The sequence below is a fragment of the Paenibacillus liaoningensis genome, assembly GCF_059609455.1.
This window is the reverse complement of the sequence record NZ_JCAALU010000016.1, coordinates 18,121-30,892: the sequence shown is the minus strand read 5'-3', so window position 1 is coordinate 30,892 and position 12,772 is coordinate 18,121. Positions and strand designations below refer to the sequence as shown.

Below are 12,772 nucleotides of genomic sequence, written 5' to 3'. Positions count from 1 at the left end.
TGCCCCTCCCTAAGTCAATGTCTGTTCAGTTTGTTTCTCGCGGGTCACATTCCAGCGAATTTGCACCTTTAAGCCGCCTAGCGGCGAAGGCGACAGCACAATGCCTGAGCTTGCCCCGAAACGCAAATGCAAGCGCTGATGGACGTTCCAAAGACCGCAGCCCATCTCCTGCTCCATAGGACGCGTCAATTGGTATTGCAAGGAAAAAAGCCGCTCTGGATCGAGCCCAACGCCATCATCCTCCACCGTAATCGCTGCAAACTCGCCGTCAAATTCACCCGATATGCGAATGCGTCCTGCATCTGGTGATTGCTCAATACCATGGATGACCGCATTTTCCACCAACGGCTGAATGACGAGCGGCGGAATTTGAAAACGCAGCAGATGCTCCGGGATGTCCAGCTCATAAGACAGCCGATTCATCCGCATTTGCTGAATATCCAAGTAGTTGCGGACAAAATCAATTTCCTCCCGCGCATCGACCAAATCCCGCTCCTGCCGTGTCGTATAGCGGTAGTAGTTTGACAGGTTCTGGCTCATCGCAATGACTGACTGATAGTTTTCCAGCTTCGCCATGCTCGATATAAAGGAAAAACAATTATAGAAAAAATGCGGGTTGATTTGCGATTGCAGCTGCTTGAGCTTCGCTTCTCGCACATGGATTTTTTCCAAATAAACATTTTCAAACAGCTCTTGAATTTGCTGAACCATCCGGTTGAAACGGATAAATACGAACTTAAATTCATTGTTGCCGCGCCCTTTCGGTGTAAGCCGGACGCCGTAATCGCCGTTTTTCAGCTTCTGAAAGCTGACTACAAGCTGCTTAATGGGAACCTGCACCTGCGCATAAAGCATATAGGCGATTAAACAGCTCATCAATAGCAGCAAACCAACCGAATAATAAAATAAACGGTTCGTTTGGTTGATGGGCTGGAGCACATCCGATAACGGGATATAATCAATCAAATCCCAGCCTATCGTTTCTGAACGGACAATATTGACCAAATAGCGCTCCCCGTTCACTTGGACGGTATGGCTGCCGCTGGCCAGCAAGCCGCTCTCGTCCAATTGGGCAATGAGCCGATTTCCCAGCTGCTGGTCGGCGGTACGATTGTATATCGTGCCCCATTCCTCGTTGTAGTAGAAGGGGTCGCGCCGTCCATCTCGCTTGAACTGATCGAGCATGCCCTGAATATTCGAGCTGTCAAAGCTAACCTCAATGAGCAGTCCCGTATCCGTAGCCTGGGACAAATTATTGTAAGGCAGCGCCGTCATCAGCGAGAAACGGAAGCCATCACCGCCGAGCGGCTTCACCTGCCAGCCGCGTTTCAGACGGGCGGCCAGCGTCTCTTTATTATAGGGAACAGCATCGTTCACCGTGATGACGCGGGCCAGCGTAGGCGAATAAATCGCCAAATTGCTTTTCCAATTGGAGGAGCTTTCCTGAATGCTCAGCTTGGTCTGAATGCGCTTGACCATCGTAATCGCGGGTAGATCAAGATTGTCAAGGTCGACGTAATAATCGCGCAAATTCGCAATGTCCGGATCTTGAATGAGCAAATTTGGCCATAACCCCAGCAGATTAATCGAGGAATTGACCTGATTTTGAAAAAAAACGAGCTGATTCGTATTCGAGCGGTTGAGCTCGGAATCTAGAACTTCTGTACTAATATGATTGGAATAGGAGTACAGTCCTATGATCGGCAGCAGCATAATAATGAGCAACCCTACGATTTTGGAAAACAAATTTACTTTAGGCATCCGTACACCTGGCTTTCTTCTAATCAAAATGCTGCATTCAGTATAATGTCCCTCTCGAATTGGAGCAATGCCTGACCGGGCTGAAGCAAAGAAAATATTCGGCTGGTCTGTCATTATATGTCGAAAATCTCTTATAAAAATGATAAACTATTTAATAGAATTTCAACGAGAAGAGGTTTAGCATGTACAGCGCAATAAAACGCAAAAAAGGCTTTACCCTGGCATCCATCATCTCCTGCATCGTGCTTTTGTCCGTCCTCATTACCATCGTCATCAATATCATTATCGCTTTCAAATCCCAGAGGGAATCCCTTTATCATAATACACTGGAATTAAACCGCATTACGGCCGGTGATCTTAGCAAAACGACGCAATCATTACTTGTGTCTATGAAGCGCAGCCTTGAAATCGCAGCGAATTATTTATCCGATGCCGACCTTGAAAGCAGCGCTGTGCTGGCGCAGCTTGATTTTTTTATGGGAACCAACCATTACTTTAATTCGATTGCTGTCGTCGATGCTGAAGGCGTTATCGTCTCCAGCTCTCCTAACAATTTGGGCATAATCGGCCACAAGCTGTCAACTGATGAATCAAAGCTGGCGCTTAAAGTCCAGAAGCCGCACATTTCCAAGCCTTATATTTCTTCGACGAATCGGATGATCGTGCTGGTCAGCCAGCCGGTTTTCAGCCGGGAGGGCACCTATCGGGGATATGTGGCCGGAACGATTTATTTGCAGTATGAAAATATTTTCCGAGAAATTCTTGGCGTGCAAAACGAGAACAACAGCGGCTCTTATTTTTACGTCGTCGATGGGGAAGGCAATATGATCTATCACCCGCATATGGAGGATCATCCTGCTAATGTAAGCATGAATCCTGTTGTGCAGCAGCTGATGCAGGGGAAAAGCGGGCAACAGCAGGTGGTCAACAGCCAAGGTATCGAGTTTCTTGCCGGTTATTCCGTCGTACCCGAAACCAACTGGGGAATTGTTTCCCAAACGCCAGTCAGCTACGTGGAAAATAAAAGCTGGGATCTCATTACAGACATGCTGAAGGTATCAGCGCCGTTCGTGCTGCTGCTGCTTTTTCTGACCATGTGGCTGTCGCGCACGCTGTCCTCACCGCTCTACCAGCTGGCTAATTATGCGGCGCAGCTGACCAAGATGGATCAAATCCCGGACACGCTGCCTTCGCGCGTTTACTGGAATTATGAAGCGAACCAGCTAAACACCACCGTTGCGCTAGCTTTTCATGAGATGAAGCGGAAAAATGAAGAGCTGTTCCATGAGTCGCAGACGGACGCCTTGACGGGACTGCCAAACCGCCGAACGCTTAAGCTGATTACCGAGGATTTGGAGCTAAGGCAAATTCCGTTCTCCGTCATTATGCTGGATTTGGACCATTTCAAATCGGTCAATGACGAGTTTGGCCATCCGAAGGGCGATGAGGTGCTGCGCCTGCTTGCTGCCAAGATGCTGGAGCTCAAGCGCGAGGGCGATTATTGCTTCCGTTACGGAGGCGAGGAGTTTACAATCGTGCTGCCGCACACGTCAGAGGAAGAGGCGTTTGACGTAGCAGAGCAGCTGCGAATGCAGATGGAGCAGGCGATTACGCCAATCGGCCGCCAGGTCACCCTGTCGCTCGGCATCGCCTCCAATACAGCTCGATTAAAAGATACCGAAGATTTGTTCAAGCAGGCGGATGATGCGCTGTATGCCGCCAAGCATAGCGGCCGCAATCAAACGATTTTGCATAGTCAAATTTCGGAGTAGCAGTGGATAAAATAAATTAGCAAAATTTTCAGTTTGCAGCATGCAGCACCGCTGCCACTTGGCTTTATCAGCCGTGGCAGCGGTGTTTTTCTTTCCTGTCTAGAGTGTGTGCGCACACCGGAGCTCGCCTGCTGCTGCTTGCAATGCGCTTAGTTGAGGCTGCCAATCTCATCAGATGATTTAGGGCTTAAGGAGCCGCAGCGCGCGATTGCTGCTGCGACTGCTGTTACTGAAAGCCCGTTGCTGAGACTAAGCGGTTCGAGATATTCTCTCCATTTTTGGAGGACACAGATTCCGCTATTCTGGTTTTTTCTTTGATTTTAGACTATAAGCGGACTGTAAAGCCGTTATGGCTCTCATTATCCTGCCAAAATGGCCATTTACAGCGAATTAGCTGCCCCTGAGTCCGCATCCTGTGCCATAACCCGTGATCTTGTTGAAATAGCGGCTGCTGTGTCCATCAAGTCTATCTTTGTGCGACGAGAAATCCCCTATAACGAAGAGCATGATTAGGCTCGCTTCTGTTCGCATAATATGCTCTAGGTTTTGGGATGAGCGAGAATGGCGGATTACTTAATTAGCTCGGCATAGGCTTCCGCGGTCAGCAGCTTGCCGAGCGCCTCCTCCAAGCCTTCCTCGAGCTCAACCTCCACAATCCAGCCGCCATCATAAGGCTCGCTGTTAATTAGCTCAGGCTGGTCAATGAGCGTGCTGTTCACCTTCGTAATCCGGCCAGATACCGGGCTATACAGCTCCGACACCGTCTTAACCGACTCAATGGTGCCGATGCTGTCGCCAGCCGAAACCACCGAACCAACCTCTGGATACTCTACGAATACGATGTCGCCCAATTGGCCTTGCGCATGATCGGTAATGCCGACCAGCAGCTTCCTTCCCTCCGTCTGCAGCACCCATTCATGCTCATCGCTATACCGCAGCTGCTCCCTAATTTCGCTCATTGCCAGCGCCTCGCTTTCTCACTCAAGTTCAAATTCAAGTTCTATTTACCGTTTTAATTCAGCGTCAAGCGTAAACGGCTGTCGCCGTCCTCTGGCGGCAAAGCTGCCGTTTCGAGGGTGATATATAAGAATGTATAAGTGTGAAATTTATATATTCTTATCTTTAAAAAAAGACAGAGAACAGGCGTAATTGCCCATTCTCTGTCCTCGGTACCTGAGAGCTTGAGAGCAAGCCGCAGGCAAAGCCAGACGGCACTCCTTACCCCTTTGGCGGCTATTCGCACTCTCCAGAGCTGCGTCAAATGCCGGTACGTTTACCTGAGAGATTATTCGTTATCCGGCAAGGATAACGGCTTGCTCCTTCGGTGCTGCCGGGTCGGCTATCCATCTGGCCGCAGGCAGTCTCTCCCGATCATCATCCGCATATTCATTTGCCTTGATCCCCCACAAGCATAGCTTATTCCTCAAAATCATGTCAACATTCCTAACAAATAAGTCAAAAAACCGCAAAAAAAGATTGACATCCATATCCAGCTGATGCGTATAATGTTGGCAAAGGCATAAAAGCAGCGACCTAATTAAATACGCGGATGATGGCAGCGGGAGAGATTACTGATGGACAGGTAACGCCGAAGGAGTAAGCCTTTCAGGTGAATCTCTCAGGCAAAAGGACCTTTGTCGGACGCACCTCTGGAGAGCATTCGCCACGAGCGAATCACCCAAGGGGAAACTTACGCATATATGACGTATTTTGTCATGTTTTTCAAGGCGTGGGACAACTCTCAGGTACAAAGGACAGAGCGAAAGGAAAGATGGATGGGCGAAGCAAGCTTCGCGGCGCCCCCCCTTTTTTCCTTTCGCCTGTCCTTTTTCTTATGCCTATTGAAAAATTCCGCGCTTCATTCGAGCCAAATTAGAATTAAATTCAAGCTTAGAACTGCATTCAAGCTGAAGGGGTGATTTTGTTGAGCAGCCTTAAACGTACGCCGCTTTTTCCGTTGTATGCCGATTTCAAGGGTGCCCGCTGCATTGATTTTGGAGGCTGGGAGCTTCCCGTCCAATTTTCAGGTATTCAGCAGGAGCATGCGGCCGTCCGCGAGCAAGCTGGATTGTTCGATGTCTCTCATATGGGGGAGTTTATCGTTAGCGGCGCGGGCTCTGAAGCCTTTCTCCAGCAAATGACGACAAATGATGTGTCGCAGCTACAGGACGGACAGGCGCAATATACGATGATGTGCTACCCCGATGGCGGCGTAGTCGACGATCTGCTCATTTATAAACTGGGAGAGCAGCAGTACATGCTCGTCGTTAACGCTTCGAATATAGATAAGGATTGGCAGTGGCTGGAGACACAGGCCGATGGTGACGTTTCGCTTCGCAATCAATCCGATGGCACAGCGCTGCTGGCGCTGCAAGGCCCGAAGGCTTTGGCTATTTTGTCGAAGGTGACGAATGCGCCTGTCGCGGCACTTCCGGCGTTTCATTTTTTAAATCAGGTTTCCGTATACGGACATGCAGCCTTAGTTTCCCGTACCGGCTATACGGGCGAGGATGGGTTTGAAATTTATTGCAGCAGCAGCATAGCCGCCTCGATCTGGCGAGGACTGCTTGCAGCTGGAGAAGCTTATGGACTTGTGCCCGCCGGGCTTGGCGCCCGCGATACACTGCGTTTCGAAGCCAAGCTGCCGCTTTACGGGCAAGAGCTGTCGGCGGATATTTCGCCGCTGGAGGCTGGACTTGGCTACTTCGTTAAACTGGATAAGGGCCCGTTTATCGGCCGCGAGGAGCTCCAGCGCCAGAAGTCGGAAGGCATTCCCCGCAAGCTCATTGGCTTGGAATTGCTGGAGAGGGGCATTCCGCGTCCCCATTATACCGTCCACAATGCCGAAGGAGAACAGATTGGGGAAGTCACGACGGGAACGCAATCGCCGACTCTGAAGCGCAATTTGGGTCTGGCCCTTGTACAAAGCGCCTATGCATCCATCGGCACGGAGCTATGGCTCGATATCCGCGGCAAGCGGCTGAAAGCTGTCGTCGTCAAAGCTCCATTTTATAAACAGCCCAAAGTCATTCCCGCCCAATCCTGAACATGCTGCATGTACGCTAACCACTACGCCCCCATCAGGGCTTGCAAAGAAAAGGAGCGATCGCCATGTATAAGCACCGATATTTGCCGATGACCGAGCAGGATCAGGCCGAAATGCTCACCGCCGCTCACGCCAGCTCCATTGAGGAGCTATTCTCCGATATTCCTGCCGCTGTGCGCTATGACGGGGTTTTGCCCATGTCCGGGCAGCTCGATGAGCCTGCCTTGCTGCGCCATTTGCGCGAGCTATCGGACAAAAACGCCGACTTCGACCGCTATACGAGCTTTCTCGGTGCAGGGTTGTACGACCATCACATTCCTGTCGTCATCAACCATATGCTGTCCCGCTCGGAATTTTATACCGCCTATACCCCGTATCAGCCGGAAATCAGCCAAGGGGAGCTGCAGGCGATTTTTGAATTCCAATCGTATATTTGCGAGTTGACCGGCATGAAGGTCGCCAATGCCAGCATGTATGACGGGGCTACGGCGCTCGCCGAAGCTGCGGCGCTGGCCAGCGGAGCGACGAAGCGCAAGCAAGTTATTGTGTCCCGCACCGTCCATCCGGAGGCTCGGGAAATTTTGCTGACTTCCGCACACGGACTAAATTTGGAAGTAGTAGAAATCGGCTATCAAAATGGCGTCACCGATGTGGATGCGCTACAAGCAGCCCTTACCGAAAATACAGCTGCCGTTCTCATTCAATCTCCTAATTTCTTCGGCTGCATCGAAAACATTCGCATGATCGAGCCGCTCGTTCATGCCAGTAAAGCGCTGCTCGTCGTCAGCGCCAATCCCATCTCGCTCGGCTTGCTGGAATCGCCGGGCGCGCTTGGCGCCGACATCGTCGTCGGCGATGCGCAGCCGCTGGGCATTCCCGCATCGCTTGGCGGTCCGACCTGCGGCTTCTTCGCGGTGTCGGAGCCGCTTATGCGCCGCATTCCCGGGCGCATCGTCGGGCAAACCGTCGACAAGGACGGCAAACGCGGCTTCGTCCTGACGCTCCAAGCCCGTGAGCAGCATATTCGCCGCGAGAAGGCGACGTCGAATATTTGCTCCAATCAGGCGCTGCTCGCATTATGCGCCTCCATCTATATGTCAGTGCTCGGCAAAGCAGGCATGCAGGAGGTAGGGCTGCTCAATGTGCGTAAAGCCCACTATGCTGCTAGCGTGGCGGCGAATGGGCCGCTGGAGCTAGCTTTCTCGTCTCCCTATTTCAATGAGTTTGTCGTCAAGCTGCCGGATTCAGCCGACCTCGCTGGCGTAAGCGCCAAGCTGCTGCAAGCGGGCTATATAGGCGGCTACGATCTAGGAACCGCCTACCCAGAGCTGAAAAATCATATGCTCATCGCCGTAACTGAACGCCGCACAAAGGAAGAAATCCATGCATTCATTCATGAATTGGAGGCCTGTGTATGAAAGCCGAGAAAGCGTTGATTTTTGAGCTCAGCAAGCCGGGGCGCATCGCCTATTCGCTGCCTGAGTGCGACGTTCCTGCACTTGCAGCCAGTGAACTGCTGCCTGCGGAGCTGCTGCGCCAGCAGCCTGCTGAGCTGCCTGAGGTGTTTGAGGTTGATGTCATTCGCCATTACACCGAGCTGTCACGCCGCAACTTTGGCGTCGACAACGGTTTTTATCCGCTCGGCTCCTGCACGATGAAATATAATCCAAAAATCAATGAGGATACCGCCCGCTTCCCCGGCTTCGCCAAAATCCACCCTTACCAGCCGGAGCAAAGCATTCAAGGCGCTCTTGAGCTGCTTTACACGCTGCAAAACGACCTCGCCGTTTTAACCGGCATGGATCAAGTAACGCTTCAACCGGCAGCGGGGGCGCATGGCGAATGGACCGGCCTTATGCTCATCCGCGCCTATCATGAGAGCCGCGGCGAAGCCCGCACCAAGGTGATCGTGCCGGATTCCTCGCACGGCACGAACCCGGCGAGCGCGACCGTTGCCGGATTCGATACGGTGACGATCAAATCGGATGTGCGCGGCATGGTTGATTTGGACGCGCTTCGAGCTGCCGTCGGCGCAGATACAGCCGCGCTTATGCTGACGAACCCGAGCACGCTTGGCTTGTTCGAGGCGCAAATTGTCGAAATTGCCGCCATCGTCCATGCGGCAGGAGGACTGCTCTATTATGATGGCGCCAATTCGAACGCCATTATGGGCATTGCCCGTCCGGGCGACATGGGCTTCGATGTCGTCCACTTGAATTTGCACAAGACGATGAGCACTCCGCATGGGGGCGGCGGTCCTGGTGCTGGCCCAGTCGGCGTCAAAAGCCTGCTTGTGCCGTTTCTGCCAAAGCCCGTCGTCAGCAAGCGGACCGACGGCACCTATTATTGGGATACCGACCGGCCGGAATCGATTGGCCGCATCAAAGCCTTTTACGGCAACTTCGGCATTCTGGTGAGAGCCTATACGTATATTCGCACTTACGGGCCAGAGGGGCTGCGCCGTGTATCGGAGCTTGCGGTATTGAATGCCAACTACATGATGCACCGCCTCGCACCGTATTACGAGGTCGCTTATCCCGGGCTGTGCAAGCACGAATTCGTGCTGTCTGGCAAAAGGCTTAAAGCGTACGGCGTGCGCACGCTGGACGTCGCCAAGCGGCTGCTGGACTTCGGCTATCACCCGCCAACGATTTATTTTCCGCTAAATGTAGAGGAATGCATCATGATCGAGCCAACCGAAACGGAAAGCAAGGAAACGCTGGATGGCTTTATCGACACGATGATTCAAATTGCGCAAGAGGCAGAGCAGACGCCTGAGCTTGTCCTCAATGCCCCTTATACGACAGTTGTCAATCGTCTGGATGAGACGACAGCGGCCCGCAAGCCCATTCTAAATTGCACCTGCGGATAGCCGCCGCTCCATTCAGGAAATAACTGGAATAGAGTAGTGTTCCATCGAAAATAGGTTTACAATGGAAATAACGATGGAACCTACAGGATGTGATTGCACATGGATTTTTCTTGGAAAAGAAACTTATATGTATTGTGGATTGGCGTGTTTTTTACGAGTACGGCTTTCACCACCTCCATTCCATTTATTCCGCTGTTTCTCTCAACCGAGCTTGGTGTTGAGAAGCATCTGGAGGCTTGGTCCGGCATTTCTTTTGGTATTACCTTTCTCGCAAGCGCGCTTATTGCCCCTTATTGGGGGTCGCTCGCTGACAAATATGGCCGCAGGCCGATGCTCATTCGCTCGGGGTTTAGCCTAGCCGTTCTTTACATGATGACCTACTTTATTTATGATCCTTATTTGTTCGTTGTGCTTCGAATTTTCCAAGGCCTGCTTGCCGGCTTTGTTCCAGCCTCGATCGCACTAGTCGCCACCAACACGCCGGAGCACAAAACAGGCTATGCTCTTGGCATAATGGCGACAGCAGGCGCGACAGGCGGTATTATCGGCCCCGTCATTGGCGGGGTCGTCAGTCATTACATCGGCAATCGCGAAGCTTTCCTGTTCTCAGGAGGCATCGTCCTGATTGCCGCGCTTATTGCCGTCTTTTTCGTGAAGGAAAAAAACTTCAACCGTTCAGGCGCCCGTTCCTCGATCAAAGAGGATTTGAAGCTTGCACTATCCAACCGTTCCTTCACCACACTGCTGATTTTGGCGGCTCTGGCAACGTTCTCCGTAATGATTCTGGAGCCGCTGCTCACCGTCTATGTCATGCAGCTTGGCGTCAGCGGCAGCGAAGCTGCCCTGCAGTCAGGCATCGTTTTCTCGGCCGTCGGGATCGCCACGCTCATTGCAGCACCGCAGTGGGGCAAAATCGGTTCAAGGATCGGTTTTTCCAAGGTGTTGTTCATTGGGCTTGTCGGCGGCGGGATCGGCAATTGCTTGCAATTTTTCGTCAGCGATTACGTAGAATTCGGCGCGCTGCGATTTATCTATGGGCTGTTTTTCGCCAGCGTCTACCCGGCTATTAATGCCTTGATCGTCAAGGTGACGGACAGCAGCTTTAGAGGACGAGCCTTCAGCCTCAATCAGTCGGGGACCATGTTCGCAACGATGCTGGCTCCCGTCATTGGCGGCGTGCTTGGAGGCATCATCCCGATTCGCTGGGTATTCATCATCAACGGGCTGATGCTGATCGCAGCTGCCCTGTTCCTGAAAACCCACGCGCTCGGCGGCTCAGCACAGAATGCAGCAGACACAGGCAAGCAGCCTGCCCGTCCATAGCCAAAAAGCCCCGCTCCCTCTGATAAGGCTAAGCCTTTAATCAGTAGGGGCGGGGCTTTTGTCGTTAAATATCTATATGACCCGGCGTGCGGTTACATACGTTTTGTCCCATGTGCTTCCGGAAAAAGTAGAAATCGTTACGCCGATTCCCTTCCGATACGTATGCAGCAGCTTGCCGTTCCCCATATAAATGGAGACATGGTTAATGACGCCGTCTCTATTCGTATCGGAGAAAATCAGATCGCCAGCCTTCAAATTGCTTCTGGATACATATTTGCCGGCCTTCGATTGGCTCAGCGATGAGCGCGGGAGCGTAATGCCGTTCTTTTTGTAAACATACTGTGTGAAGGATGAGCAGTCAAATGAGCTGGTGCTGCCCGACGTTGCCCCAAATTTATAATCAACGCCCAGAAATTTCTGTCCCGTTGCAATGACGCTGCTGGCTGTGGATGAAGTTGCGGCCTCTACCTTTGCTGCTGGTACAGCCAAAGCGCCGGTCAAAGCAACGGATAGGCTTAACGTGACACTAAGTAACGTTTTGCCTAGCAGGGTTTTGCCCATAAGGGTTTTCTTTGTGCTATTCATGATGTATCCTCCTTTGGTAAAAACAGATGCGGTATAATGCCTGCTAATACCATACCACAGCTATTTACCCCACCAATTACCAATGAGAGGACAACCCCTACATACGCCTTGAACCGATCATTTTCATTAAAAATCCATTTTAATTATGAAAGCACTTTTACTTGACTTTTATTTTCGAGGCGCAATTTGCCAAAAAGCTCATGCTCAGCCTGCTAAACCTTCATCTCAGAATGCTGAATCCGCGACGTTTCTATTTGAATCGTCGTATGCGAAATGCCAAACTGCTGCTCGATTTTCGCAAGCGCCTGCTGCAAAATATGCTGGCTGTCATGACTATCCTCCACTAGCAAATGGCAGCTCAGCGAATCAAGACCCGATGTAATCGTCCATATATGCAAATCATGCACATCTATAACGCCTTCGATTTCCGCAAGCACCCGCTTTACCTTCTCCTGATCAATCGACGGCGGCGTGCCTTCCATGAGGATATGGAGAGTTTGCTTAATAATGTTCCAGGCACTCCGCAAAATAAGCACCGACACGAGCACCGATATAATCGGATCGGCAATATTCCAATCAAACAAGTAGATGAGCAGCCCAGCGAGTACAGCCCCGACCGAGCCAAGCGCATCGCTCAAAACATGCAGATAAGCGCTTCGGACATTCAAGTTGTTATGCACATCGCCTTTACGCATTAAAGCCCAAGCACTGGCCAAATTCGCCAGCAGGCCAACAAGCGCAATGAGCATCATGGAACCACTGGCGACAGCAGGAGGATCGAACAAGCGATGGTAAGCCTCCCATACAATAAACCCGGCTATGACGAACAAGGCAATGCCGTTGAACAGCGCGGCCAATATTTCGAAGCGGTAAAAGCCGTAGGTTTTCGTCTTGGAAGCGGGCTTGCTGGCAAACCAGACGGCAACCAGGCTAAGAATAAGCGCGCTCACATCGCTCAGCATATGGCCGGAATCGGCAAGCAGCGCGAGACTGCTCGTCAGCAAGCCGCCGAAAAATTCAAGAAACATAATGCCGACTGTAATCGACAGCGCAATAATCAAGCCGACCTTATTGCCATTGACATCAAAATGATGATGGCCGCCCGGTACATGGGAATGGTCATGGCCGTGATGATGACCGTGGCTGTTGTCATGATTATGATCATTATTATGATCGTGATCATGGTCGTGATTGTGGTCGTGATCATGGTGATCACCTTCGCTATGGCTGTGCCCATGACCGTGTTGATGCTTTTTCTTCGTGTCCATATTCTCTACCTCCTGCTGCTATTAAAAGCGATACAACTCGCTTTTTTAAATAAAATAACATATGAGCATGTATTCATATATTATATAATGAACCAGCTGGACACATTTGTCAACCAATGCGCTTCCTTATTTTTCTCCACTCGTC

At 51.3% G+C, this 12,772-nt stretch carries 9 protein-coding genes and 3 riboswitches; of the genes, 5 read left to right on the top strand and 4 right to left on the bottom strand.

All coding sequences use genetic code 11. The features are described from left to right. Positions 1–9: 9 nt before the first annotated feature. Positions 10–1,761, bottom strand: coding sequence for a histidine kinase (locus tag AC6B99_RS24005; protein ID WP_494879051.1), 1,752 nt, complete (start codon positions 1,759–1,761; stop codon positions 10–12). A gap of 182 nt (positions 1,762–1,943) precedes the next feature. Between AC6B99_RS24005 and AC6B99_RS24000 the strand changes: the two genes are divergently transcribed. Next, positions 1,944–3,533, top strand: coding sequence for a sensor domain-containing diguanylate cyclase (locus AC6B99_RS24000; RefSeq protein WP_056031955.1), 1,590 nt, complete (start codon positions 1,944–1,946; stop codon positions 3,531–3,533). Between the two features lie 569 nt (positions 3,534–4,102). Here the strand turns inward: AC6B99_RS24000 and gcvH are convergent. Then, complete coding sequence (gene gcvH, locus AC6B99_RS23995) at positions 4,103–4,492, bottom strand: glycine cleavage system protein GcvH (protein ID WP_496664404.1); 390 nt, start codon at positions 4,490–4,492, stop codon at positions 4,103–4,105. Positions 4,493–4,788: 296 nt separating this feature from the next. Then, positions 4,789–4,913, bottom strand: a riboswitch (glycine riboswitch). Between the two features lie 169 nt (positions 4,914–5,082). After that, a riboswitch (glycine riboswitch) is annotated at positions 5,083–5,177 on the top strand. 3 nt (positions 5,178–5,180) lie between these two features. Beyond that, a riboswitch (glycine riboswitch) is annotated at positions 5,181–5,293 on the top strand. A 164-nt stretch (positions 5,294–5,457) separates the two neighbouring features. Between gcvH and gcvT the strand changes: the two genes are divergently transcribed. The 4 genes from gcvT (at position 5,458) to AC6B99_RS23975 (ending at position 10,774) form a co-directional block, all read left to right on the top strand. After that, positions 5,458–6,579 (top strand): glycine cleavage system aminomethyltransferase GcvT, encoded by a 1,122-nt coding sequence (gene gcvT / locus AC6B99_RS23990; protein ID WP_496664403.1) that lies wholly within the window; start codon positions 5,458–5,460, stop codon positions 6,577–6,579. A 65-nt stretch (positions 6,580–6,644) separates the two neighbouring features. Further along, positions 6,645–7,997 carry an aminomethyl-transferring glycine dehydrogenase subunit GcvPA gene (gene gcvPA / locus AC6B99_RS23985; RefSeq protein WP_056031967.1) on the top strand — a complete coding sequence of 451 codons (1,353 nt, stop codon included), beginning with the start codon at positions 6,645–6,647 and terminating at the stop codon, positions 7,995–7,997. Next, positions 7,994–9,451, top strand: a complete 1,458-nt coding sequence (gene gcvPB / locus AC6B99_RS23980; protein ID WP_494863795.1) for an aminomethyl-transferring glycine dehydrogenase subunit GcvPB — start codon at positions 7,994–7,996, stop codon at positions 9,449–9,451. Before gcvPA ends, gcvPB begins: the two co-directional genes overlap by 4 nt. Positions 9,452–9,550: 99 nt before the next feature. Further along, complete coding sequence (locus AC6B99_RS23975) at positions 9,551–10,774, top strand: MFS transporter (RefSeq protein WP_494879052.1); 1,224 nt, start codon at positions 9,551–9,553, stop codon at positions 10,772–10,774. 72 nt (positions 10,775–10,846) lie between these two features. On the opposite strand, the gene AC6B99_RS23970 is transcribed toward AC6B99_RS23975, so the two are convergent. Both AC6B99_RS23970 and AC6B99_RS23965 read right to left on the bottom strand, forming a co-directional pair. Next, a complete protein-coding gene (locus AC6B99_RS23970; RefSeq protein WP_494863793.1) occupies positions 10,847–11,359 on the bottom strand; it encodes an NlpC/P60 family protein in 513 nt (170 codons plus the stop codon). A 212-nt stretch (positions 11,360–11,571) separates the two neighbouring features. Continuing rightward, entirely contained in the window at positions 11,572–12,627 is a 1,056-nt protein-coding gene (locus AC6B99_RS23965; RefSeq protein WP_496664402.1) for a cation diffusion facilitator family transporter, read from the bottom strand. Between the last annotated feature and the right edge of the window lie 145 nt (positions 12,628–12,772).

Coding starts and splice junctions, on each gene's coding strand:
- AC6B99_RS23975 (WP_494879052.1), top strand. CDS start 9,551: ATGGATTTTTCTTGGAAAAGAAACTTATATGTATTGTGGATTGGCGTG.
- gcvH (WP_496664404.1), bottom strand. CDS start 4,492: ATGAGCGAAATTAGGGAGCAGCTGCGGTATAGCGATGAGCATGAATGG.
- gcvPB (WP_494863795.1), top strand. CDS start 7,994: ATGAAAGCCGAGAAAGCGTTGATTTTTGAGCTCAGCAAGCCGGGGCGC.
- gcvPA (WP_056031967.1), top strand. CDS start 6,645: ATGTATAAGCACCGATATTTGCCGATGACCGAGCAGGATCAGGCCGAA.
- AC6B99_RS24000 (WP_056031955.1), top strand. CDS start 1,944: ATGTACAGCGCAATAAAACGCAAAAAAGGCTTTACCCTGGCATCCATC.
- AC6B99_RS24005 (WP_494879051.1), bottom strand. CDS start 1,761: ATGCCTAAAGTAAATTTGTTTTCCAAAATCGTAGGGTTGCTCATTATT.
- AC6B99_RS23965 (WP_496664402.1), bottom strand. CDS start 12,627: ATGGACACGAAGAAAAAGCATCAACACGGTCATGGGCACAGCCATAGC.
- AC6B99_RS23970 (WP_494863793.1), bottom strand. CDS start 11,359: ATGAATAGCACAAAGAAAACCCTTATGGGCAAAACCCTGCTAGGCAAA.